16 protein-coding genes, 1 pseudogene and 1 riboswitch are annotated in these 25,322 nt (G+C 44.3%); of the genes and pseudogenes, 10 read left to right on the top strand and 7 right to left on the bottom strand.

The window, feature by feature from the left end:
* The first annotated feature begins 80 nt into the window (after positions 1 to 80).
* Positions 81 to 950: an AraC family transcriptional regulator gene (locus tag NSQ50_RS10730; RefSeq protein ID WP_036689729.1), complete on the top strand. Its 870-nt coding sequence runs from the start codon at positions 81 to 83 to the stop codon at positions 948 to 950.
* Positions 951 to 997: 47 nt separating this feature from the next.
* Here NSQ50_RS10730 and NSQ50_RS10725 read toward each other — a convergent pair whose 3' ends face one another.
* Together NSQ50_RS10725 and NSQ50_RS10720 are read right to left on the bottom strand one after the other, a co-directional pair.
* Positions 998 to 1,903 carry a hypothetical protein gene (locus NSQ50_RS10725; RefSeq protein ID WP_036689727.1) on the bottom strand — a complete coding sequence of 302 codons (906 nt, stop codon included), beginning with the start codon at positions 1,901 to 1,903 and terminating at the stop codon, positions 998 to 1,000.
* A gap of 167 nt (positions 1,904 to 2,070) precedes the next feature.
* Positions 2,071 to 2,895, bottom strand: coding sequence for an AraC family transcriptional regulator (locus NSQ50_RS10720; RefSeq protein WP_036689725.1), 825 nt, complete (start codon positions 2,893 to 2,895; stop codon positions 2,071 to 2,073).
* A 121-nt stretch (positions 2,896 to 3,016) separates the two neighbouring features.
* Between NSQ50_RS10720 and NSQ50_RS10715 the strand changes: the two genes are divergently transcribed.
* A complete protein-coding gene (locus NSQ50_RS10715; RefSeq protein WP_076225164.1) occupies positions 3,017 to 6,127 on the top strand; it encodes a glycoside hydrolase family 2 TIM barrel-domain containing protein in 3,111 nt (1,036 codons plus the stop codon).
* A 66-nt stretch (positions 6,128 to 6,193) separates the two neighbouring features.
* Here the strand turns inward: NSQ50_RS10715 and NSQ50_RS10710 are convergent, their stop codons facing one another.
* Entirely contained in the window at positions 6,194 to 7,024 is an 831-nt protein-coding gene (locus NSQ50_RS10710) for an AraC family transcriptional regulator (protein ID WP_076100780.1), read from the bottom strand.
* 120 nt (positions 7,025 to 7,144) lie between these two features.
* Between NSQ50_RS10710 and NSQ50_RS10705 the strand changes: the two genes are divergently transcribed.
* Positions 7,145 to 8,605, top strand: a complete 1,461-nt coding sequence (locus NSQ50_RS10705) for an alpha-L-fucosidase (protein WP_076225163.1) — start codon at positions 7,145 to 7,147, stop codon at positions 8,603 to 8,605.
* 93 nt (positions 8,606 to 8,698) lie between these two features.
* Here NSQ50_RS10705 and NSQ50_RS10700 read toward each other — a convergent pair whose 3' ends face one another.
* A complete protein-coding gene (locus tag NSQ50_RS10700) occupies positions 8,699 to 9,904 on the bottom strand; it encodes a mannitol-1-phosphate 5-dehydrogenase (RefSeq protein WP_076225162.1) in 1,206 nt (401 codons plus the stop codon).
* A gap of 42 nt (positions 9,905 to 9,946) precedes the next feature.
* The gene (locus tag NSQ50_RS10695) at positions 9,947 to 10,609 is read right to left on the bottom strand and encodes an HAD family hydrolase (protein WP_076225161.1); all 663 of its coding nucleotides are present in this window, start codon (positions 10,607 to 10,609) and stop codon (positions 9,947 to 9,949) included.
* A gap of 527 nt (positions 10,610 to 11,136) precedes the next feature.
* Here NSQ50_RS10695 and NSQ50_RS10690 point away from each other — a divergent pair.
* From NSQ50_RS10690 to NSQ50_RS10665, 6 genes are all read left to right on the top strand, one after another.
* Positions 11,137 to 12,162, top strand: coding sequence for an ABC transporter substrate-binding protein (locus NSQ50_RS10690; protein WP_036689718.1), 1,026 nt, complete (start codon positions 11,137 to 11,139; stop codon positions 12,160 to 12,162).
* A gap of 139 nt (positions 12,163 to 12,301) precedes the next feature.
* A complete protein-coding gene (locus NSQ50_RS10685; protein WP_076225160.1) occupies positions 12,302 to 13,969 on the top strand; it encodes a helix-turn-helix domain-containing protein in 1,668 nt (555 codons plus the stop codon).
* A gap of 48 nt (positions 13,970 to 14,017) precedes the next feature.
* A riboswitch (cyclic di-AMP (ydaO/yuaA leader) is annotated at positions 14,018 to 14,161 on the top strand.
* A gap of 131 nt (positions 14,162 to 14,292) precedes the next feature.
* Positions 14,293 to 15,465, top strand: a complete 1,173-nt coding sequence (locus NSQ50_RS10680) for a KamA family radical SAM protein (protein ID WP_370511399.1) — start codon at positions 14,293 to 14,295, stop codon at positions 15,463 to 15,465.
* A 142-nt stretch (positions 15,466 to 15,607) separates the two neighbouring features.
* Positions 15,608 to 16,519 carry a helix-turn-helix transcriptional regulator gene (locus NSQ50_RS10675; RefSeq protein ID WP_076225158.1) on the top strand — a complete coding sequence of 304 codons (912 nt, stop codon included), beginning with the start codon at positions 15,608 to 15,610 and terminating at the stop codon, positions 16,517 to 16,519.
* 83 nt (positions 16,520 to 16,602) lie between these two features.
* Positions 16,603 to 17,118, top strand: coding sequence for a DinB family protein (locus tag NSQ50_RS10670; RefSeq protein WP_076225157.1), 516 nt, complete (start codon positions 16,603 to 16,605; stop codon positions 17,116 to 17,118).
* Positions 17,119 to 17,174: 56 nt separating this feature from the next.
* Positions 17,175 to 17,744, top strand: a complete 570-nt coding sequence (locus NSQ50_RS10665) for a YdeI/OmpD-associated family protein (RefSeq protein ID WP_076225156.1) — start codon at positions 17,175 to 17,177, stop codon at positions 17,742 to 17,744.
* Between the two features lie 1,532 nt (positions 17,745 to 19,276).
* Here NSQ50_RS10665 and uvrA read toward each other — a convergent pair.
* A pseudogene (uvrA, locus tag NSQ50_RS10660) lies at positions 19,277 to 21,781 on the bottom strand (excinuclease ABC subunit UvrA).
* 257 nt (positions 21,782 to 22,038) lie between these two features.
* Between uvrA and NSQ50_RS10655 the strand changes: the two are divergent.
* Positions 22,039 to 22,476, top strand: a complete 438-nt coding sequence (locus NSQ50_RS10655; protein ID WP_051491639.1) for a MarR family transcriptional regulator — start codon at positions 22,039 to 22,041, stop codon at positions 22,474 to 22,476.
* 70 nt (positions 22,477 to 22,546) lie between these two features.
* On the opposite strand, the gene NSQ50_RS10650 is transcribed toward NSQ50_RS10655, so the two are convergent.
* Positions 22,547 to 25,306 (bottom strand): alpha-mannosidase, encoded by a 2,760-nt coding sequence (locus NSQ50_RS10650; protein WP_036689629.1) that lies wholly within the window; start codon positions 25,304 to 25,306, stop codon positions 22,547 to 22,549.
* Between the last annotated feature and the right edge of the window lie 16 nt (positions 25,307 to 25,322).

The following is a 25,322-nucleotide window of genomic DNA, read 5'->3' as shown; positions in this document are numbered from 1 at the left end:
TGCGTTACCGCTTTCATCACCCGGTAAAAAGGACATCATACCCCTGCAATCATGCCATAAATTTGGAAGGGAAATTATACATGCAACGAACCACCGAGTTGTTCAAAAGTGAAGTCTTTTTTCAAAACGATCTGCATCTGCTGGTTAACCGCTATTCAGAGAACTTCCATGCCCCTTTTCATGCACATGAATTTATTGAGTATTGCTATGTAGCTGAAGGAAGAGGTTTTCATCACCTTGAAAATGAGATCTTTCCCGTTAGAAAAGGAATGCTGTTCGTGATTCCTGTAGGTGCTCCCCATGTGTTCCGTCCAGCAACTTCTGATACTTTAGGGAATCGCCTGATCGTCTATAATTGCCTTTTTGATATGCAAATGGTGGAGCAATTAAATATCGTCCTTCAAGAGCCATCTATCCGGGAGCACCTAGCCACTCTTGGGAGTAGCAGCTCATCTTACTTTTCCGTCTCAGATCGTGATGGCTCTATTGAGCGCTTAATGCTGAATTTATATCATGAAATGTCGGTATCCGGTATGGGCTCCAAAACAATGCTTTACACCCTGCTGAGTCAATTAATCATAGCAGTGTACAGGCAAAAATACGGAGAAGATGACAAATCTACGATGGATATGGCTGACTTCACGCAAGTCATTCAATACCTAGAGCATAATCTGTCGGAGAAGATTACACTTGCCGAATTAGCCCGTATTACACAGTGGAGCAGCAGGCATCTTCAGCGTATGTTCCACAAGCATACTGGCCAGTCCTTTGGGACCTACTTGAAGAATCTGCGAATGCATAAAAGCTGTGAATTGCTGCGTACTTCTGGACATAAAATTAATACGATTGCCGAGCTAGTTGGTTACCGTGACATCGACTCCTTTAACGCTGTATTCAAAAAAATAGTCGGCCAGACACCCATCGCGTACCGCAAGCTCTACAGATCATAAAAAAGCCGATGTCGTATGAACATCCATACAACATCGGCCCTATTAATTTATTGATTAGTGATCTGTTTAAGTAAAAACTCAACAAAATCAGTTGATTTAGTCTTACTGTCATCTTGCCCTAACGTTCCGATGATCATCTGGTTAGAATGGATAGGGAGTTCTGTAGCAAAATCCGTATCTGTGATATCTATGCCAGTAATCAGCTCTTGACCACTCTCCGGGTTAGTCATACGTTTCAAACGGTTATCGTCCAGAGGAAGTCCTGCGGATTTAATAAACGACTCCAGATTTTGCAGTCCCGACTGCTGGCCAATCCATTCAAAAGTAGCATCATCCATAATCAGGATATCCGGATGGTCGGCTGCCAGCATCGCCATAGCCCGCTGCATATAGCTCATATCCAAGACTCCACCGTCCGTCCCACCTGTTGAGGGTAGATAAACGATTTCTGCCTCCACTCTCTTCCAGGTCGGGTAACGTTTGATAATCTCTTGTTTTAGCTCTTCATTCTTACCTGACGAGTCCTGAGATTCATAGTTGCCTAGGAACATGATTCGAACATCTACCGGTGGGAGCGTAGCTTCATATTTTCTTTCCTGCCACTGATCATAGAGCGCTTTCCCCCCAAAGATAACTACCAGCAGCACGATAATAGAAATAATAGTGTGCGTTTTGTAGAGCCGAAAGAAATTCTCCGATTTACGTGCTACGCCGGACATGGCTCCCCACTTCTCCAGGCGCTTGTCCTCCGCTTCCTGAATCTCCTTCTGATCCAAGCCATCTAGGATGGTTTTGTAAGCGCGGAATTCCTCTTCATAAGCTGCGACCTCATCTTCAGTCGAATTCGATCGACGGCGTTTCAAATGAATATCTAACCTTTTGTTCAATTCCTCCCGGGTAACGTCTTCAGGCAAGTTCAAACGCTCATAGGCTTGCTTTAGCTTCTCATTCAAAATGATGTCTCCTTCCTGATGCTTTTCGTCATTTCAGATCGTTAATTTGGTTCTATGTATTGAATTCTTGTGGCAGTAAAAGTATGGGCTAAGCAGTAAAAAAAACATCGCAGGAACTCAAGTAAACTATATCATGTTGTGCTAGACGGTAACAAGTAAGCGTTTATCTAATCCAAACCATGCAGCTGCTTAAATTGCTCAGGACTCATCCCTGTCAATCTTTTAAACACCAAACAAAAGTAACTAGCATTATCAAAGCCCACTAGCTGGGCAATTTCATACATTTTTTTATCGCGTCCATTAAACATAAGCTGTTTACTCAAATTGATACGTTGCTTATTGATATAGGTTACAGGTCGATCATGAATTGTTTTTTGAAAAAGCCTGCATAAATACTGTGGCGATACAGAAATAATCTCCGCCAGCTCCTTTAAAGGAAGCGTCCTATGCAGATTGCTCTCTATATAACGCAGCACCGGTTTGATTCGCTCCAATTCATGTGCCTCATTTAGAGGCGATACTAGCTTTCTTTTTAAATCCAGAAGCAATGCGTAAAGATGTTTTGATCGTGCTAAATTGGTTTCCAGCTCATTGCTATCTGGCAGCATAAGGATTTGCTTTAGAGGATTGAGCCATTGATCTTCTTTTAATCTAGCAGGACCAGACTCGCGGATGCCCGCATAGAGCAGCATTTGACCAACCTCTCTGCCATTGAACGAGACCCATGATACCTTCCACTCCTTCCCACTGATAGGGGCATACGAATGAGGAATATCCGGGAACAAAAAGAACACATCACCTGGACCCACGAGATATCGGCTCTCATGAATGATAAGCTCACCCTTACCTTCGTGAATCTGATGTATTTGATAGTCTGGAAAGCCTGCAGGACGTATAGTTTCTGGCTGGTGCTCCCAAAATCCAAGGGTTGTAGCATAAAGCGGCAGCATGCTTACATCTTCTGTTTGGCAAAAAATAATTTTGCTCTCCATAAAAAAGTCCTCGTTTCATATTTTGTTATCCGGGACTAAAATTCTTTTATTTATCCTAACATTACTTCAACTTATAATATGAATATAATAACATTACAATGATTATAAAGGAGATCAACTCATGCGAGCAAAGTTTGTCTACCAGCCACCTGCTAACGGTTATCCGGAATGGAATAACAACCCAGAGACTTTTGAATTGAATCGATTGGATGCACATGCCTCCATGATCCCTTACCGTAGTTTATCCCAAGCGCTAACTAACGATAAAGAAACCTCACCTTTCTACCAAACCCTCAATGGGCTTTGGAAATTCGCTTTTTCCGAAACACCGGATCAACGAATTGTGGATTTCTATAAAGCCGATTTCGATTGCAGTACTTGGGATACAATTCCTGTACCGTCCCACTGGCAGTTCCAAGGTTACGACTATCCACAATATACAAATCTCCGGTATCCTTGGGCGGAATCCGAGCCAGAGCTTAAAGCCCCCTTTGCCCCAACAAAATATAATCCAGTAGGCTCTTATCTACGAACCTTTACTGTACCTGAGTCTTGGAATGGTCAACCGGTGTACCTAAGCTTTCAGGGTGTTGAATCCGCTTTCTACGTCTGGGTAAACGGTGAACTTGTCGGGTACTGTGAAGATACATTTACTCCATCAGAGTTCGATATCACCCCATATTTAGTTGCAGGGGACAACAAACTAGCTGTCGAGGTTTATCGTTGGTGTGATGCCAGCTGGCTAGAGGATCAGGATTTCTGGCGCCTTAGCGGTATTTTTCGGGAAGTCTATCTTTATTCGGCGCCTTCCGTTCATATTGCTGATTACTTCGTCCACACCGACCTGGATGAAAACTTCGTACATGCGGATTTAAATGTAGATATCAAGGTGGAAAATTACTTTAACGAGCAAAGCCCATATACACTGCAAATGCAGCTTTACAATAAAGATGGCCAGCCTGTTTGGGAGACTCCTATCTCCACTACTGGTTCCTTTGAGCAAGAAGGCGTCCAGCAACTCAAGCTTTCTGCCCCGGTTGAGCAGCCATTTAAATGGAGTGCTGAAACCCCTTATCTTTATACCTTAGTCCTGTCTATAAATGACGACAACGGGCATACACAAGAAACGGTCAGCTGTAAGGTTGGATTCCGCAAGTTTGAGATTAGAGACGGACTTATGAAGATCAACGGCAAAAGAATCGTGCTTAAGGGCGTCAATCGCCACGAGTTCTCTTGTGACACAGGTCGTGCTTTAGCCAAAGAAGATATGCTGCGCGACATCCAATTAATGAAAACACATAATATTAATGCCGTTCGAACCTCCCATTACCCGAATCAGTCTGTCTGGTACGAGTTATGTGATGAATACGGATTATATGTAATTGACGAAACCAATCTGGAAACGCACGGCACTTGGGCATACAGCCAAGAAGGATTGAATGACGGGAATGTTCCTGGAAGCAAACCGGAATGGCGGACCAATGTCATTGACCGCTGCAACTCCATGATGCAAAGGGACAAAAACCACCCTTCTGTCATCATTTGGTCTCTCGGCAATGAATCTTTCGGAGGCGACAATTTTATCGCTATGCACGACTACCTGAGAGAAACCGATCCTTCGCGGCCAGTTCATTATGAGGGGATCTTTCACTGTAGAGAATCGGAAGCAGCAAGTGACATAGAATCTACTATGTACATTAAACCGCAGGATGTTGAAAAATATGCGCTTAATAATCCGAAGAAGCCTTATATCCTCTGCGAATACAGTCATGCCATGGGCAATTCATGCGGTGGGCTGCACTTATACTGTGACTTGTTCGACAAATATGACATTGTTCAAGGTGCATTCATTTGGGATTGGGTAGATCAAGCCATTCGGACCCACACCTCCGAAGGAATTGAATATCTCGCTTATGGCGGGGACTTTGGTGAATCGCCTCATGACGGCAACTTTAGTGGCAACGGATTGCTTTTTGCTGATCGTACGGTTACTCCTAAGCTCTTTGAGGTCAAAAAATGTTATCAGAATATTAAAGTAACGGCTGAAAATATTCTAGAAGGACTCTTCCAGATTCGCAATTCCTTCTTATTTACCAACTTAAAGGAATACGATCTCAAATGGGAAGTTCGTTTAGACGGAGTAACTGCGCAAGAAGGCTTACTGAAGATCTCATGTGCACCAGGTGAGAGCACTTCATGCAAAGTTCCTTACGAGCTGGATTCACTGCGTGGCAATCATGAGGCAGTTCTGAATCTTTCCTTTATTCAGCCTTCAGCAACTATATGGGTAGAAGCCAATCACGAAATCGCTTGGGAACAGTTCATTCTGTCACCTCGTTTCGTAACCAATACCTCAAAGAGGACCACAGAAACACTGCGTGTCAGCGAGCTTGAGAATGTTTTGAACGTACAAGGTGATAATTTCGAACTGAGCTTTAGTACCACTACGGGTGCTCTGAACTCTTATCGTTCCTCAGGCAAAGAACGTCTGCTAGAACCTGTAAGACCTAACTTCTGGAGAGCAGTCACAGATAATGATTGCGGTAATAAATTGCCACAGCGGTGTGCAGTATGGAAGCAGGCATCGCACAAACAACACTTAATCAGCTTTACATTTAGAACCGAAGGCTCTCTCTGTCTCGTCTCTGCCAGCTACCTTCTGGCTACAAGTCCGGATTCCACGCTTCGGGTTCAGTATGTGATTCGCGCTGACGGGACTTTAGAGATCACGCAAGAACTGAGTCCGGGCAGCAGCGTTCTGCCAGAAATCCCTGAGTTCGGAATGATGTTCGTTCTAGATGGAAGTCTTGATACCCTATCATGGTACGGCCGCGGGCCTCATGAGAATTATTGGGATAGACAAACAGGGGCACCACTCGGACGTTATACAGGCAAGGTCAGTGAACAATTCACGCCTTATCTCAAACCTCAGGAGTGCGGCAACAAGACAGATGTCAGATTTGCTTCAATTACAGAGAGCAAGGATGGATCAGGGCTCTATTTTGAAAGTGCAACGCCTATAGAGATTAATGCCCTGCCTTGGAAACCTGAGGAATTGGAAGCCCATGATCACGTCTATAAATTGCCAGTCTCGAACAAAAGCGTACTAAGAGTTAACTACAAGCAAATGGGTGTTGGCGGGGACGACAGCTGGGGCGCACCAACCCACGAAGAGTTCACTCTGCCGGCTAATCGCCCGTACATCTTCCGTTTCACTGTCTCACTGCTCTAATCTCTTCCACTTATAAAAAAGGCCGTCTCTGGTTGGTTTCTACCACACAGGACGGTCTTCTTTTATTTATTTCACTGCTACTGTTCCTTGTCTGAATTCCGAAGGGCTTAAACCCACATTTTTTTTGAACTGTTTGGAGAAATAATAGAGATCGCTAAAACCAAGATCATGGGCAATCTCACCGACAGAACTTTGCGTCCCCCTCAATAGCTCCTTGGCCTTAGTTATCTTTTTTCTGGTGATATACTGAATGGGTGGAACTCCGATTTGCTGTTTAAATAGCCGGATAAAATAGTTGGGATGCATGTACGCAATCTCGGCAAGCTCGTGTATGGTGATATTACGCTCGATATGGGCGTCTATGTACGTTAATATTTTCGTTAATTTTTCGATCGAGCTTAGATTCTTAAAAGTGATTTCGTCTACATCTATGTTCATAATAAAATAAGAAAATAACTCCATTAACTTACTTTTGGCTAATAAATGAGCATACACCGCATCAGATTTCATATGACTCGTTAGGCTGCTGAAAATCTCTTGGATTACATGAGGATCTACTTCTCTGCACACATGACTTAACTCTAACATTTTGAATAGATTAATGTCTCCGACTTTTGCGCTGAAATGGCACCAATACTTCTCAAAGGGTTGATCACTTATGCAAGAATAAGATTGCTTAACTCCCTCAGGCATCAAAAAAAGCTGACCAGGCTTCGGATAATATTCTCGATCCCCGATCTTTAACCAACCCTCCCCATCGCAAATAAAATAAAACTTGCTATAGTCAGGTGTATAGTCGAGATCTCTCCAGTCACGGCCACAAAGATTGTAATCAGCCATAAATAAATCAACCTTTAAATTGGATAAATAATTAGTAAGCAAAACATGGTTATCCATCCCTTACTCCGCCTTATCAGGTTAGTTTTGTACATCTAAAAGTTAATGTCCTACATTTTGATTCCCACATCCATTCACTACAATGAAAAAGAAATAAACGTTTGAAAGGATGATTGCAAAATGGTGGATAAAAGCAAATATTTAAAAGTAATCGAAGATACGATTGCAACTGGAAGATTCAAAGCCGATTGGGATTCACTAAGTCAATTTCAAGTGCCCACGTGGTATGAGAACGCTAAGTTTGGTATTTTCATTCATTGGGGTCTTTATTCTATTCCGGCTTTCGCCAATGAGTGGTATCCCCGAAATATGTATATCCAGGGTTCACGGGAATATGAACATCATCTTGCTACTTATGGCGAGCATAAAACCTTTGGCTATAAGGATTTCATCCCCTTGTTCAAGACTGAGCATTTCAATGCTGAGGAATGGGCCAATCTCTTTAAATTATCTGGAGCCAAATACGTGATGCCTGTTGCAGAGCACCATGACGGCTTTCAAATGTATAAGAGCGCTTACTCCCACTATAACACATATGAGATGGGTCCCAAGCGGGATTTAGTCGGGGAAATGAAAGACGCTTTTGAGCAGCAGGGATTAGAGTTTTGTGTATCTTCCCATAGAGCTGAGCACTGGTTCTTCCTGTCTCATGGCAAGGAATTTGATTCCGATATCCATGAACCGCTTGTATGTGGAGATCTCTATTGGCCATCCATGCCCGAACCCGATCATCAGGATTTATTCGGCTCCCCACCCAATCAAGAATTTCTGGAGGATTGGTTGATTCGCTGCTGCGAGCTGGTAGACAATTATCAGCCGAAAATCTTTTACTTTGACTGGTGGATTCACACAGCCGCCTTCAAACCCTATCTCAAAAAGTTCGCTGCTTACTATTACAACAAGGGAGAGGAATGGGGAACTCCGGTTGCAATCAATTATAAGCATGATGCCTTCATGTTTGGCTCAGCGATCCCAGATATTGAGAGAGGTCATTTCTCTGAGCTTAAACCTTATTTCTGGCAAACGGATACAGCAGTAGCTAAAAATTCATGGTGTTATACACCGGAAAATGATTATAAATCTGCCGTAGAAATTATCAGAGATTTAGTAGATATCGTAAGCAAAAACGGCAACTTGCTGCTGAATATAGGCCCTAAAGCGGATGGCAGCATTCCAGCTCAGGATCAGGAGATTCTGCTTGGCATCGGAGAATGGCTAAAGGTGAATGGTGAAGCAATCTATGATACGACCTACTGGCGCACCTTCGGGGAAGGCCCTACAGAGATCGTTGAAGGTCAGTTTACAGATGGGATCACGAAGATTTTCACCAATGAAGATATCCGCTTTACGGTAAAAGGCAGTTATCTTTACGCTACTGTTCTTGTCTATCCAAACAACGGTATAGTGCAAATCAAATCCCTTAAAGAAAACTCTGCTCACTTCCATGGGATGATTAAACAGATCAAAATCTTAGGTTTTGAGGAACAACCTGCATGGGAAAGAACCGATGAAGCCCTGATTATAAAAACAACCTCGGTTCGCAGTGAGACTCCGGTTGTTCTGCGGATTGAATTGGATTAGGGACACTTACAGAACTTCATAACCTATAAAAAGAGTGTTCTTGCCCATCCAGCAGAGAACACTCTTTTATAGTTTTATAACCATCAATTTATATTAAAAGTAGGGTCCCCTGACGTTTACTGTCTTCATTCTAGTCCTATGAGGATATCTCGCGCGTAATTTGTTGGACTCCAAAATAATGCGACCATGAAGCGGATGCTCCGTAGGGATTTTTAGTTGTGTAGCAATGACTTCACTTAGCCCGTGGTTTCGGATGTCCGCTTGAAGCTGTAAGGCTTCTGGATCTTTTTCATAATCAAAATAAAGTGCAGAAACAATAGCTGAGACTAAATGTGAGGTCTCAAAACCAAGTTCATGAGCAAGCATTGCCGGTTTTACGAGTCGATCATTAGGTGAAAGCTTGCGAAGCGGGGAGCGGGCGACACGTGTAATTTTATCGTTAAAGTTGGGGTTAGTGAATCGTTCCATCATCTTTTCTATATACCGGTCATGTTCTATGGGCTTGAAGCCATATAAATGCACCAATAAGGTCCCTGTTTCCTTAAGCACCCCGTGAACACGAGCTCTGATTTCGGGATCAGACATCGCTTCTTGAATGCTAGTATAACCTTCCAGGTATCCAAAATAGGCTGCACTGCAATGACCTGTATTCACAGTATATAGCTTCCGTTCGAGGTATGGCGCCAGCGAATCTACATAATGGACGCCTTTAATTTCATTGTAGTTACCAATCATTCCACTGCGGGGAATAACCCACTCACTGAAGGGTTCAACGAGGATTTCAAGTGAATCTGTATTTTTCTGCATAGGTACAATCCGGTCCACCATCGCATTGGGAAAAGCGACATTGCGGTCAGCAAGTTCCTTGAAGGATTGCTTCATATGCCGATAAACTGATTTTTTCAACTTCTGACTGCTTCCAATCCCATTCTCACAGGCAATGATATGAAGAGGGTTGAGATTTCTGCTATTTTCAAGCCTTCGTTCGATGCCATGCGCAATGGTCTCAGCAATATCTTTTAAAGCGGATATTCCGACTGCAGTTGTCACAATTTCAGCCTCTGCTATAGCTCTAGTAACGTCCTCAGTATCATTCAGATTGATCGCAGTAACATTATCAACGATAAAGCTGTCCCGGTTCTTGTTAGCTAGGGTGACAGGATATTGCCCACGTTTTTGCAATTGGGCAATTTTACTCTTATTTCTTCCGACGAAACAAACGTTGTAACCGGAGTCCGACAACATAGGCCCAATAAATCCTCTGCCAATATTGCCCGCTCCAAAGTGTACGGCTCTCAATTTGGTATCCCCCTTTAATTTGAACTCAGTTTCTCGGTTTCTCTATACGAAGCAACGTTGAGTAACTACATGATCAAATTCAAGAAGACTTAGATTATCAATTTTATGGTGCTGCTTATCGAATTCAAGAAAATTAGTAATTTCGTTAGGCGTCACAATGCAACGGATGCCAGCTGCTGCCGCTGCCTTAGATCCATTCGGTGAATCCTCGATAGCAACCGCCTCATCAGCTGTGATTCCAAGACAAGCTAACGTTTGGTTATATAGCTCCGGATCTGGTTTCACTTTTGCCACATGGTCGGCAGTCCGAACGCATTCGAAATACTCGCGAATACCCAATTGATTCAGATATTTTTCCACCCATTCCAGGGAAGAACTTGAGGCCAGCCCTATGCGTAGTCCAGCTACTTTGGCGGAATCAAGATAATGCTGAATACCTGGTCGTATTGTTTCAAGCTCCATCAGTTTGCTGTGTCTCTGTTTAACAGCCTTACTGAACTCTTCTTTGTCAATCGCGAGCTTAAGATCAGTCATCAAATATTCATAAGGATTAAAACTGTTCAAGCTCGTGCCGATGCAGGTGGAATATTGTTCAAGCGTCAGGTCCACTCCATATTCTGCATAAGCCTCGTTAAATGCGGTGTACCAAGCAGTCTCCGTGTCGATAATCGTTCCGTCAAAATCAAAAATAATTCCTTTGATCACAATCAACCATCTCCCTCGTATTATGTTTGGTTAGAATATCTTACGCAAAACCTTCTGCATATTCTACAAAAAGCTATTTCGGCTTGCGTTTGACTATAAAAACCATAACAAAGCCCTTCTACTGACGTCAAGCACGGTAGATAACATGCCACGTAATGATAACGATTACAATCAATGCGGACAACCCTGAATTTTTGCATCACCTGAACATCTTAATACATAACAATAATCAGATTCAAAAAAACACCACAATCCTATGTGCTTCAAGGGATTCCTTCTGCCAAGTTTGTTATGAAGGCAAGCTCCCTCTCTTTCTTTCCATTGCTGTTATTTAGAGTATTTTTCCAAGCAGCTAAAAATAATTTAAAATAATTTCAACCACATCCTTTTTACTTGATTGTACAAATCAAATTACGGGGTTATTTTTTGTCCATTGAGTAAAAAGAGGCTTTAATTTATGATAGTTTTTAATCGAGAATGATTATCATTATTGGTGGTCGTTACATATAATAGGGAGGCAATAAGATATGAACAAGGTAAGACAGTCCTTCGCTGTGGTATGTGTACTATTTTTGCTGAGTACATTGCTACTGGCGTGCGGAAACTCAAAGGAACAATCCTCTGCCAATAGTACGGCGAACGCAACCGGGAACTCTTCCGCTGCAACCGCGGCACCTTCAGCAGAACCCTCAGATAGCAGTACAGATGAAGCTGCAGCGACTACCCGCTCCTATACAGATTACATAGGACATACTGTAGAGATTCCAGTGAATCCGCAGCGAATTATCTATTCTGGAGAAACTTATGGCGATTTGCTTGCACTTGGTGTGCAGGCGGTAGGTTATCCTCTTTCTATGGGGGAAGGCCAGGTTTTTGAAGATCAATTGCAAGGTGTGGAGGATGTAGGCTTCCCTATCAATCTGGAAAAAACATTGGAGCTTCAGCCTGACTTGATCATCTATGCGGGCACAGATGAAGCTGATTTCGAGCAGCTCTCCAAAATTGCACCAACGATAATATTTAATACCTTTGCCCCACTCCAGGAACGTATGCTGGACATTGGTGGAATTGTTGGTAAAACGACTGAAGCAGAAGCATGGCTTGCCCAGTATAAAACCGCTGAAGAGAACATGTGGAAGCAATTGAAATCCGCAGGCATGAAAGAGGGCGAAACGGCTGCGGTCTTCACTTATTATCCAGGAGACAGACTATTTATAATGGCAGCAACCGGACTTTCACAGGTACTCTATGGGGAGAATGGCTTCAAGGCAACTCCAGCTATTCAGAAGATCCTTGATGAAGGTAAAGGGTTCCAGGAAGTATCCATGGAAGTCCTGAAAGAATATGCCGGAGACCGGATATTCATCTTGACTCCAGTGGCAGAAGAAGCAAAACAATCCACAGAGAATCTATTAAAGAGCCCTATCTGGAAGAGCCTTCCTGCCGTCAAGAACGGATATGTCTATACACAAGACATCATGAAGACTTCAAGTGATGCGACAACAAGAGAATGGCTGCTTGGCGAAATTCCACAGCTATTGAATATGAAATAACCTTCCGAGATGAAGTGTTTAACACAAGGCTGATAAAAAACTGCAAGAAGCATGTCAACAGCTGTTGATATGCTTCTTTTTTTTATATACAATGAATTCATTGATAATCATTCTCACCAAATGAACGGAGGCTGAACCCATGCTGCATACATCATCGTCCTGCCCCCCACTCCACTCTCTGTTATTTCAGCTAAACGAGGCCGAACTGATGATTCAAGCTGCCGATTCAAGCTCTATAACGCGTACAACCCAGGACTATACCCTTCTCATATTTACTGGAGGGAACGGACAATTGAACCTCGATGATCAAAGCGTGATACTAAGTACGGATAAATGTTATCTACTATCTCCTGGAATCTCCTATAGTACGAACAACCAGGAGCTGACGTTGTATTATTACCTCATCACCTTTACAGCAATTTATACAACCAAGCATCCTAAACGATATTCTGGAGAACTGCTTTCCGGCAGACGGGAGTTAATTGTGCACCCGTTCACCAAGGTAATCCGACTAGTCGAAGAGCTGCTCATGAACAGGAATAATACCGATGATGTACAACAATTCAAGCGACAATTAAGATTTCAAGAATTGCTGCTGCTACTTTTTGAGCATAATTACCCTTCCAAACACCTGCCAAGTCCTACGGAATCCGTAGAAAAGACCATAACATTCATTCAGGAGCATTATACAGAGAGTATCACCGTGAAGCAGTTGGCTGAACGGGCGGGGATATCCATCTGGCAGTATACACCGATCTTTCAACAGCTTACGGGTAAAAAGCCGCTTGAATACCTGACGGATCTGCGTATTAATCATTCCAAACGATTCCTGCAGGAATCGACTGAACCACTGCGGGAAATCGCCAGACTGGTCGGCTTCTCGGATGAATACTATTTCAGCCGCCGCTTTCGGCAAAAAACAGGAGTTACACCCGGACAATATGCACATCAGCAAGGTCGTAAGCTTACCGTCAAGGATTGGACGGGTCATGAGGTGGAAATTCCTGAACGAGCGAAACGTATTGTCTATCATGGCGAGACACTTGGCGACCTTCTCGCGTTAGGTGTAAAGCCTATCGGTGGAGATGAAGCATTCGCCCGGAACAGCGTCTATAAACATCGACTTAAGAAGCTCGCCAACGTCGGGTTTCCACTGGACCCGCAGTTGACCGCTTCCCTAAACCCAGATTTGATCATTTTGGCAAATAGTGATGAAAGAGCCTACAGAGCAGTTTCTGGTATCGCTCCGACACTCACCTTTGATTCATTTGCGCCTCTCGACAACCGAATGCGGACATTAGGCAGTTGGCTAGGTAAACAGCGCGAAGCCGAAGCATGGCTGGAGTCATTCACAATCAAAAACGCTGCCATGTGGCAGCAGCTTTACTCGACAACTCTCCAAGTTGGAGAAACCGCCTCTGCTTTGGTCTATGATCATGGAGAGCATCTATATGCTATGGGGATGTCCGGATTCTCCACTGCGCTTTATGCCCCATGTGGTTTACAACCGACCGAAGAGATCCAAGCCATATTGGACGAAGAGTTAGGGTTCGCCGAAGTTGATCCAACACGACTGCCTGCCTACGCCGGAGATCATATCTTCATGTTCATTCCGGAACGCAAAGACTCGCGAGCTGCGATGGAACGATTACTAGACAGTTCACTTTGGAACACTCTCCCGGCAGTACGTCAGGGACATGTTTATCTGCTCGACGGAAGCAAATGGAACTCTAGTGATGCGTTAACCCGGGAGAAGCTGCTAACGCTGTTGCCTAAACTACTCGGCGGAAGTAGCGCTAGCAATTGAAGGTGAATCTAGGATTCTCTTTTGACTTTTCAAAACTTGATAGGGTATACTTTATCTACGCTTAATTTCCAACTTTTACAGTTGAAAAGCGGGGGAACCAGTTAATTGGGGCGAATCATTGAGCATTAGAATGTAGGGTACCATCTTACCCGAGTCCGTCAGCTAACCTCGTCAGCAGTGGATGGGTCTGCTTTTCATGTTATTTACATAACCAGAGACCCTTGCTAAGGGTCTCTTTTTGTGCTTTTTTTGACCCTGCTGGCAGTAGATTGGCCTTTGACACTAAGGCTCCCTCATTTCTCACACTACGAGACAAAGGAGAGATGTACGTGCAAAAGGTAAAGTACTTCACGGATATTAACAAAATAGCTATGTTGTCTGAGCTGGAAAAAGAGAATCTGAAAGAAATTACAGACAAATTTGTTTTTCGTGTAAATGACTACTATCTGTCTTTGATTAACTGGGATGATCCAGATGATCCCATCCGTAAGCTGGTTATTCCTAACGAAGGTGAACTGCTGGAGTATGGGCGCTGGGACGCCTCCGATGAGGACACGAATTATGTGGTACCTGGTTGTCAGCACAAGTATAGAACCACTGCACTACTGATTGTATCCGAGGTCTGCGGGGCTTATTGCCGCTACTGTTTCCGTAAGCGTCTGTTCCGAAATGACGTGAAAGAGGCGATGGCTGATGTCTCTCCGGGCTTGGAGTATATCGCAAAGAATCCGGAGATTAACAACGTACTTCTTACGGGCGGGGACAGTTTAATTCTCTCCACACCGAAGCTAAGATCCATTATTGAAAATCTAAGAAGCATTGAGCATGTTAAGATCATTAGACTAGGTTCCAAAATTCCCGTATTTAATCCGATGCGGATCTCTGAAGACGAAGAGCTGCTGGAGCTGATTCGTACTTACTCTACCGAAGACAAACGAATCTATGTTATGGCGCACATCAATCATCCTCGTGAAATCACACCTGAAGCCAAAAAAGCATTTAAAGCTCTCCACAACGCAGGGGCAATTGTCGTAAATCAGACTCCCATCCTCAAAGGCATCAACGATGATCCCATTATTTTAGGGGAACTACTGGACCGACTTTCATGGGCTGGCGTTACACCCTACTACTTCTTTGTGAACCGGCCCGTTGCCGGAAACCGGGATTTCGTATTACCGCTCGAGCAAGTCTATCAAATTGTAGAAGAAGCCAAAGCTAGAACCTCAGGACTTGGCAAAAGAGTACGCTTATCCATGAGCCACACCTCAGGAAAAATAGAAATTCTCGCCATTGATAACGGGAAAGCCTATCTCAAATACCATCAATCCAGAGATCAGGAATACGGAAAATTCATGATTCTAGATTGTCCAAAGGACGCCGAATGGTTCGATGACCTGCCTGGGAATGAGCAATATTGGACCCCACCTGTGAAAAAAAACGATGCTATTATTTCTGTTAATCATTTATCAGAGCCTGCGGATTTAATCTGTAAATAAATTAATCGGCTCTGTCAGACTCTGTCATAGGATATTTCTTCATCACCAACAACAAAACTCCTCCCTCCCAAAATTAGCCCGAAAAAATCTATGATATAATCACGCTGTAACACGAAATGAACTAATGGGTGGGAATGCACACATGAAATTGGAACGATTGATTTCTATGATCTACAAGCTATTGAACCACGAAGTTTTATCTGCCTCCAAGCTGGCTGAAGAGTTTCAGGTTTCCCAGCGAACAATCTATAGGGATATCGATGTGATTTGTGCCGCTGGCATCCCGGTCGTAACGTATCAGGGTACTAAAGGTGGATATGGCATTATGGACGGATATAAAATGGATAAAAGCCTGCTCCGTTCGTATGATGTCACTTCTCTGATTACTGTACTTAACAGTCTCTCTTCCGTGTTTGAAGATGAGCATACGCAAGGAACCATTGAACGGCTGCAAACGATAGGAACGGAGCCACAGACTTCTAGTCTCGCGGTGGATCTTGAAACCCGGCGTACGGATCCTGACGCACTTCCTCTTTTACGTGCGGCTATAGCGGAACGAAATGTTGTCCGTTTTGATTACATCAGTGTAAAAAATGAACGTACAACCCGTGAAATGGAACCAGTAAAGCTTCATTTTAAATATAGCAACTGGTACATCTATGGTTATTGCCGGGCTCGGCAGGACTATCGAGAGTTCCGACTTTCCCGGATGCTGAATTTGTTCCTGACGCAGGATACCTTTCATTCGCAACATGAGGTACCCAAAGAGGCTGGCTGTTCAAACAGGGCAGATCAGGTGGAGGAAATAGTGATCCGGGTAGGCCCTGAGGCTTTGGCAGAAGCTTTGGATCAGTTTCATCAAGTCGACAAGGAATTTCATTCCGATAAAAGCATGACGATGCGAATTCCTGTGTATAAGCCATTGGAAGCACGTTGGCTTTGGTCCATTCTGCTGAGTTTTGGCAGCGGCGCCGAAGTCCTCGAACCCCCTGCATTGCGAGGTATTTTAAAAGAGCAGCTTCAAAACACACTCAAACTTTATGAAGAAGTATGACAGTCTGATGTCATACTTCTTCTTTTATATTAACTACAGTAACAAAAAACAAATCCATGACCATTCAAAAGGAGAATGTACGAATGACAAATTATCCAGTAGAAATGTTTAAATACCACACATGGGCAAACCAAACTATCCTGGGGAGAATCAAGGAACTCCCGCCTTCTGTGCTAAGTCAAGAAGTGAACAGCCCATTTCCCACCATCGCTCATGCCCTTAGCCATATCTATGCGGTTGATACGATGTGGTATCTTGTATTAACAGGCACTGCCATGCCAGAGGCTTTTCAACAAAGTATCCCGCTAAATTTGAGCATTCTAGATTCTGTGGATGAATACGTAAATATCTTTGCCCAGCTATCAGAACAATACAAAGCATGGTTACACAACCAATCCGATTTGGAGCAAACCATTCTGCTTGACAATCCATTCGCCGGAATCCGCCAAACACGCCTATCAGAAATTGTGTTGCAAGTCGCCAATCACGGGACTTATCATAGAGGCAATGTATCTACTATGTTACGGCAGTTAGGCCACGCTTCCACCATGAATGACTATTCTCTTTTTTGGTATCAGGTAACAGCGGAAGCTATTTAAACACTAATGGGCAATCTGCCCCACTCCATACCTAGAAAGGAAATTGTATTTTAATTATGGAGATTGAAAATCTAATTACAGTAAAAACGAGAGAAGATTTAAGAGTTTGGCTGCAGGAGAATTGTAAGACTGAACAATCTTGTTGGGTACTCGTTTGTATGACGCCAAACCCAGAAACGTTGCTATATTTGGACGTAGTTGAGGAATGTTTGTGTTTTGGATGGATCGATGGAGTGAAAAAGAAAATTTCGGAAACAGAGCTGGCGCAAAGACTCTCTCCCCGAAGTAAAAAAAGCTCTTGGACTGAATTGAACAAAGAACGGGTCCGCCGCCTCGAAAAGCTGGGGTTAATGAGTGCTGAAGGAAAACGGATACTTCCTGATATGAACCCTGATTCTTTTATAGTAGATAAGATTATAGAGCAAAGGCTAAAAGAGGACAGGCAAGTATATGAGAATTTCCGGGCCTTTCCCCCCCTTTATAAAAGAGTTCGGATCGACACGATCCAAAGCAATAAACATCAGCCAGATTTATTTAAGAGTAAATTAGACAAATTCATAACAAACACTAAAGAAAATAAAATGTACGGGCAATGGCATGATAATGGACGTCTGCTCGATTATTAAGCTGCGCTAGATGCATGATCTCCTGCTGAGGCTTTCGGACTCCAATGACGCTATTTACTAATTTATCGCCTCTTCAGCAATCCATCGGACTCCAGCGCAGCTATTCCTTAGAAACTGGCTCTTATAAGGCGTTTTTTTCGCCAATAGGGGCTATGCGGTCCGATAATACTCCAAATGACGGATTTTCCTGCATTTAAGGTCTGCTGAGTCCGATACGCCGAAGAATGATCATTTGCTGGACTCCTGAGTCCGACACCGCCGAAGTATGATCATTTGCTGGGTCAACTGCTATTGCTATTGCTATTGCTATTGCTATTGCTATTGCTACTGCTACCACTACTGCTACCGCTACTGCTACTGCTACTGATACCATGATCTCCTGCTGAGGCTTTCGGACCCCAATGACGCTATTTACTAATTTATCGCCTTTTCAGCAACTCATCGGACTCCAGCGCAGCTATTCCTTAGAAACTGGCTCTTATAAGGCATTTTTTTCGCCAATAGGGGCTATGCGGTCCGATAATACTCCAAATGGCGGATTTTCCTGCATTTAAGGTCTACTGAGTCCGATACCGCCGAAGCATAGTCATTCGCTGGGTCAACTGCTATTGCTATTGCTACTGCTACTGCTACTGCTGCTGACACCATGATCTCCTGCTGAGGCTTTCGGACTCCAATGATGCTATTTACTAATTTATCGCCTTTTCAGCAATCCATCGGACTCCAGTGCAGCTATTTCTTAGAAACAGGCTCTTATAAGGCGTTTTTTTCGCCAATAGGAGCTATGCGGTCCGATAATACTCCAAATGGCGGATTTTCCTGCATTTAAGGTCTACTGAGTCCGATACCGCCGAAGCATAGTCATTCGCTGGGTCTACTGCTATTGCTATTGCTGCTGACACCATGATCTCCTGCTGAGGCTTTCGGACCCCAATGACGCTATTTACTAATTTATCGCCTTTTCAGCAACTCATCGGACACCAGCGCAGCTATTCCTTAGAAACTGGCTCTTATAAGGCGTTTTTTTCGCCAATAGGGGCTATGCGGTCCGATAATACTCCAAATGACGGATTTTCCCGCATTTAAGGTCTGCTGAGTCCGATACCGCCGAAGCAGGATCATTCGCTGTGTGTTGTTTCCGTATCTTGGTCATTCGCCGTGTGATGCTACCGTGTCTTGGTCATTCGCTGAGTGATGCTACCGTATCCTGCTCTTTTACTGTGTGATGTTACCGTATCTTAGTCTTTCGCTGTCTGATGCTACCGTATCCTAATCATCTGCGGATCAAACACCATCAACTCATGATCATCTGCTAATCCTATAGTGCTACATACGTGTAAATTCATCTGTTAATCCTAATGTGCTACGTACGTGTAAATTCATCTGTTATTCCGAAAGTGTTAAGTACGCGTGAATGGGATCGGTTCAAACGTTCAGACGAAGTTTAGAGTTGAGAGCAGTGGTTGGTTTAAGTTCAAAAAAAGGAGGTGTCCTAGCCATTTTCATGGCTTTTGGACACCTCCTTTTTTTGATTACATCCCCTCAGCCAGAATCCGTTTCAGGAACATCCCTGTGTAGGATTCCCGCACTTCAGCAACCTGCTCCGGTGTACCTTCAGCTACAAGCTTACCGCCCACAACGCCACCTTCAGGGCCAATGTCAATCACCCAGTCGGACTCCCGAATCAACTCTAAGCTGTGCTCCACAACCACGACCGTATTTCCCGTATCAACCAATTTGCTCAATAAGGTATGGAGCTGCCTGATGTCTGACGGATGAAGGCCTGTTGTTGGTTCGTCGAGCAGATAGAGGGTATGGTTTTTGGAAGGTTTGCTCAACTCTTTAGCCAGTCTAATCCGTTGCCCTTCACCACCAGATAAGGTTTTGACAGATTGTCCCCATTTAAGGTAACCGAGACCCACCTCACACAACGTCTCGATTATCCCCGCCATTTTGGCTTCCGACTTAAGAATTGGCAAGCTTTCCTGCACGGACATGTCCAGCAGATCCGAGATGGAATATCCATCATATTTCACCTGGAGAACCTCATCCGTAAATCTTCTCCCCTTGCAAACGTGGCATTTAACCTCCAAATCGGGTAAGAAATTCATGTCTACAGTCAGCACCCCAAGACCCTGACAGGTTTCGCAGCGTCCACCCGGTGTGTTAAAGGAAAAATGCTTGGAGGTCAGTTTTCTTTTTTTCGCCTCCGGCAATGCAGCAAACAGCTGGCGCAGATGTGTGAAAACATCTGTATATGTCGCTACATTAGAACGTAACATCCTACCCATGGGCGATTGGTCAAAAATCACTATATTTCCAACCTGATCTAAGCCTGCAATCTCCGCACGACCTGTTTGCTCATGTTCTTTCGCACTATCTTGCGCAAGAATATCAAAGACTAGCGTCGACTTGCCTGAACCCGAAACCCCAGTTACAGAAACTAGACAACCTAGAGGAAATGAAACCTCCGGGATATCAATATTCCGGTATTGAGCCTGTCGGATGGTGATCTGTTTTCCGTCACCTTTCCGGCGAACATATGCAGCAGTCTTATGACGCTCTTCTCTAAGATAGGCTCCCGTAACGGAAGTCTCGCTTGCCATCAAGTCCTCAATGCTGCCCTCGCTAACAACTTGCCCGCCGTCCAGACCAGCACCCGGACCCATATCAATAATATGATCGGCAGCGCGCATCATCTCAATATCATGCTCGATAACGAGCACCGTATTCCCCAAATCGCGTAACTCCTGAAGCACACGAATGAGGCCAACAGTATCCCGCGGATGAAGCCCGGTCGTCGGTTCATCTAGAATGTATAACACTCCAGTCAGACCTGACCCCAGCAATGAGGCAAGGCGCAGCCGCTGTGCCTCTCCACCAGATAAGGAGACCGTCTAACGGTTCATAGAAAGATAACCTAGACCAACATCGATAATCCTTTTTAGTCGGGTAGGCATATCGTGAAGGATGGGTTCAAGCAGATGAAGTCCCTCGGCGGGCAAAGCCGCCTCTAAGCCTTTCGTCCACTCGTAAACATCGCTTAATGACCAATCCGATACCTCCGTAATCGATACGCCAGCTACCCGTACGAGACGAACTTCGTTTTTTAAACGAGCGCCAAGACATTCCGGGCATTGCTGCTCATGAAAAAATCCGCCGTCTTTTTCCTGTGTACCAGCTTCTCCTTCCTTCTCCTTGTAACGCCGCCACAAACCAGGAATGACGCCTTCAAATTTGGTGCCTTGAATCGGCTTAACATTGGGAAAATGGCGCTTAAACGCCTCACTTTCCACTCCGTAATACAACAAGTCGCGCTGAATTTCACCGTAATCTTTTAAGGGCTGATCCGGGTCAAACTCAAAGCCAAAATGCTTGCCAGCGGCCAATAATATACGCATCTGTATATCACGATGAACACCATTCAGCGAGGCAACCCCACCCTCACGCATACTAAGCTCTGGATTAAACACCGCCGCTTCATTTATAGTTGCCACAGATCCAACACCACCGCAGGCTTCACAAGCTCCCTCCGGTTTATTAAAAGAGAAGTGGGACATGCCCAGCTTCTCAAGCTCTGCTCCGCAATGTGGACAACCCATCGTCTGACCATCCATTTCCTCGTCTTCCTCGATCAGCAATCCCCTCGCTTCAAAAGAAGGTGGGATGCTGCCACTACAGGAAGGGCAAACCCGCTCGCCTAATCTGGAAAAGATAAAACGGACAAACGTATAGATGTCAGTGACAGTCCCGACTGTCGAACGGGGATTACGATTGGTGACATGTTGTCCAACACTAATGGACGGAGATAGTCCAATAATAGACTCCACCTTTGGTTTACTGATCGTATCTGACGTCATGCCCATGGAATCCAAATACTGTCTTTGGCATTCCCGCTGTAGTGTATCCATAGCTAGCGTCGATTTGCCTGATCCCGAAGGTCCTGTCAGGACAACTAGCTTATACTTAGGAATCGTGAGCGAGACATTTTTCAGATTATTCTCTCTTGCACCTTTAATAACAATAGTCTCTTTCACATCTATTCCCCTCTCATTTCAACCCACTGGTTTGTAGTTATATCTTCTATCCATATGGTTGCCCAAAGTTGTTGTATTGCAATTATTTTGCAAAACATTTCTAATTTCGATAGAATGTATTTGATAAATCACAAAATTTTCAAATAACTTTATAATCTAATATCTTGACTATCAAGATATAATTATTTTAAAAGGAGCGTTATCTTTTGTCAAGCCACGAACAACCTACACCAGAGCAGGAACAATTCACCTTGCTTATGCGCAGTTTGGGAAACCGAACGGTATTGTACCAACAAAATGTAGCCGCCTCACTTGGGTTATACAATAATGATTTCTTATCTATAGATATTCTACGGGAGAAAGGTCCGATCACTGCCGGAGAACTGTCTAAATTAACCGGTCTGACCACCGGAAGTGTTACAGCATTAATAGACCGGCTCGAAAAAAATGGCTATGTCCGCAGACAAAATGACCCGAATGACCGCCGTAAAGTGATTATTGTGCCATTATATGAGAATAAAGATGATGTCATTAATACGTACCAACCGCTCCATACCGCCATGGTTAAGCTCGCAGCTTCTTATACGGATGAAGAGCTCGCCCTTGTTTCGCAGTTTTTAGGCAAAGCAAGTGCGGTTCTAGAAGAGCAGATTGATCATCTTGGATCCACTGCGCGCGGCAAATCTTCTTCCTAAGATACGTATTTATACAAAAAAGGACGATATCCAAAAGTCATACGACTCTCTGGATACCGTCCTTTTTCATTTATTTTCTAATACCAATCGTTACAATTTCGCATGGACCGATCTGTAAGTCAAAGCTTCCTTTCTCTTTCTCATCACTAGAGACTGGGTGGCTCTCCTCTTCTAGGATCGTCGTTTTATAGAAATACTGCTGTGGAATACTTGAACGGAAGGACAGGTTGGTGTTCTGCTGACTCATGTTATACCAACGCAGCAGCAAGTCTCCAGTCTGCTTGTTCATTTTTAGTGAAGAAAATGCAAGTTCCTTACTCTCCCAATCGAATGGAGTATACACCGGCGCAACCACGCCTGCATGTACATCTGTCTGACATACAATCCACGGAACCTGGAATTGGTAAGCTTCAGCATAAGCACCAGAAGTTATACCCTCGCCTGTGTGCGGGATTAGCTCCATACGAACAACGTGCTCTCCAAGACACTGCGCTTCTGGAGTAGGGAATAGCCCCCAGTCACCAAGTTCGCCAACAGAACGTAGCAGTGTAATCGCAATAGTGTTACGCCCATCTCGCAGCACTTCATATTCATTTAATCCAAAATTAGCGACGGTTAGACCCGCTTTCCCATCACTAATATCAACAAAGGCTTGCTGATGTTGCGTGTTACTCGGATTCTTCCATTCTGTGGCGGGTTCAATATTCCGCTCAGCAACCTCGAACATCGAATCTACACGATGCGTAGCAGCGTTCAAATCTGTCGGAAACAGTATACGAATCCGGTGATCTTTGGCCTGGTTTTCTATTGTCGTTTCGATATGCAATCCCTTTCCGCCCCGCTCCAAGGTGATTACAGTACGAAGTTTTAGAATGACTGTGTCACTACTGCGCTGAGCTTTGCGCTCCGGATAGTAAACCAGTGCACGCTGCTCCTCATCCAGCTTATCATCTGCCGAAGCTGGAATCTCCCAGTCATGCTTAATTTCTATAGCGGCGCGAAACGATGTATTTTCCAGCACACAAATATTAGCCTTTAGTCCTTTAGTCGTCAGAGCTTGTTCGGCCTCTGGCTGTTTGTACATATATTCATTGCCGATATCCCCGGTGTTTTCATATACGCCAAGATCTTGATAGGTCACTCCACTAGTTTTGTCACTTAGCATAAACGAACCATCATCATTAATAACTACCTTGATAACGTCATTTTCCAGCACCCGATCTCCTTGTAGCAAAGATTCAGCGGCTATTGGCAGTTCTGCATCTGCCCGGCGAACCCAAGCATATGAACGAAGACCCAGCGCAGGAACTTCTACGGCTTCAAAGGTAAGTCTTACCCGGCGGCACATATACGGCTGACGGAACTTGTCATCTGGCAAATCATAACCAAACTGAAGACCTAAGTCCTCCATCTGGCAGGCAATATCATTCCCTTGATCGTCTACTAACACACGATCGTGCAAGTCAATTCCGGTCATACGGCTAGCCGTTTCTTCCAGAGAGAACCCTTCTCGCAAATATAGACGCGCCACATCAAGTTCTACGCTCACAGTACCCGTGCGACTCCAACCCGTCATATTCATCGCAACTAGTGGAAGCACGTCTTCACCATATGCTGTAAACCCGGTCGTATCCACAGCTTCTGCAATCACTCGTTTACTACCCTCAACAATGGTCTCTGCCACATGACGGCTTTTGTCAAAACGGGTGACCATCTCACGGTGTACCTCATCCACGCTGCATCCACAAATACTATCATGCGGATGATTCTGCATTAATGTCTTCCATGCATAGTTGAACAGATGATGGGGGTACTCTTTGCCCAGTAAATGTGCGAACGAAGCAAGTGGCTCGGCCAACTTTTCAAGCAAGATTTGCCCTTCCTGATTCATCTGTTTCAAATAGACACGCGCAGACGCGGTATTCACTAACGTACCCCATCCATCGGTATGCTGGCTCCGCAGTTCTCCCTTTACAGTCGACAAGCTGCTGCGATCCATTACACCCTCTACGGCCTTAAGGTAATCAGGAAAGTTCGAATGAATGAACTCCATATCTGGATACAACCGCTTCGCAGTTTCGATAGCCTCTGGCAAATCCAGTTGAGCCGGCTGATGATCGCAACCATTCATGAACAGCAGCTCACCTGTAGAGGCAAACTTCCGCGCATCTGCCAGCTTTTTCTCCCAGAACACTTTGGCTTCTGCTTCATTTACAGGCACTTCGTTTCCGTTAGAATACCAATTAGCAAATAAGATGCCGAGCACTTTTGATCCATCAGGACCTTCCCAAATCAGCTCCGAGAATGAGGATTCGTAACCTCCATCTGACACCGTATTATTGAATCCAGTGGGCTTCACACCTCTTCCAAAAAAGGCATTATTGATGCCGGATTGCCGCATTAATTGTGGAGTCTGGCCGACTAGACCAAAGGTGTCCGGAAAATAACCGATTTTGGAGGGTTCCCCGTAACGCTTCGAATCCTGATGGCCAATCTGCATATTACGAACATTGGCCTCCCCACTAGTAAGGAACGCATCCTGCAAAATATACCAAGGTCCTATTAGAAGGCGACCTTCCGTAATATATTTCTGTAGCCGCTCTTGATTTTCGGGACGTACCTGAAGATAATCTTCCAGAATAATCGTCTGTCCATCCAGATAGAAACTCTTAAATTCGTTATCCTCATCCAACCGGTTCAGTAATTCATCAACCAGTTTCACTAAGCGTACATGATGTTTCTCATAGGGAAGATACCATTCCCGATCCCAGTGTGTATGGGAAATGATATGGGCAGTCTGAGGTTTAATAGATTGATTTGAACTTTCCAAAGTGAAGACCTCCTTA

Origin of the sequence: Paenibacillus sp. FSL R10-2788, from assembly GCF_038003885.1 — a bacterium.
In the GTDB taxonomy this organism is placed as follows: domain Bacteria; phylum Bacillota; class Bacilli; order Paenibacillales; family Paenibacillaceae; genus Paenibacillus_AQ; species Paenibacillus_AQ odorifer.
This window is presented reverse-complemented; position numbering and strand designations above follow the sequence as displayed.

Bases quoted from the DNA above. Each gene is read 5' to 3' on its own strand.
- NSQ50_RS10730 (WP_036689729.1), top strand. From the start codon at position 81: ATGCAACGAACCACCGAGTTGTTCAAAAGTGAAGTCTTTTTTCAAAAC.
- NSQ50_RS10720 (WP_036689725.1), bottom strand. From the start codon at position 2,895: ATGGAGAGCAAAATTATTTTTTGCCAAACAGAAGATGTAAGCATGCTG.
- NSQ50_RS10715 (WP_076225164.1), top strand. From the start codon at position 3,017: ATGCGAGCAAAGTTTGTCTACCAGCCACCTGCTAACGGTTATCCGGAA.
- NSQ50_RS10710 (WP_076100780.1), bottom strand. From the start codon at position 7,024: ATGGATAACCATGTTTTGCTTACTAATTATTTATCCAATTTAAAGGTT.
- NSQ50_RS10705 (WP_076225163.1), top strand. From the start codon at position 7,145: ATGGTGGATAAAAGCAAATATTTAAAAGTAATCGAAGATACGATTGCA.
- NSQ50_RS10690 (WP_036689718.1), top strand. From the start codon at position 11,137: ATGAACAAGGTAAGACAGTCCTTCGCTGTGGTATGTGTACTATTTTTG.
- NSQ50_RS10685 (WP_076225160.1), top strand. From the start codon at position 12,302: ATGCTGCATACATCATCGTCCTGCCCCCCACTCCACTCTCTGTTATTT.
- NSQ50_RS10680 (WP_370511399.1), top strand. From the start codon at position 14,293: ATGTACGTGCAAAAGGTAAAGTACTTCACGGATATTAACAAAATAGCT.
- NSQ50_RS10675 (WP_076225158.1), top strand. From the start codon at position 15,608: ATGAAATTGGAACGATTGATTTCTATGATCTACAAGCTATTGAACCAC.
- NSQ50_RS10670 (WP_076225157.1), top strand. From the start codon at position 16,603: ATGACAAATTATCCAGTAGAAATGTTTAAATACCACACATGGGCAAAC.
- NSQ50_RS10665 (WP_076225156.1), top strand. From the start codon at position 17,175: ATGGAGATTGAAAATCTAATTACAGTAAAAACGAGAGAAGATTTAAGA.
- NSQ50_RS10655 (WP_051491639.1), top strand. From the start codon at position 22,039: ATGCGCAGTTTGGGAAACCGAACGGTATTGTACCAACAAAATGTAGCC.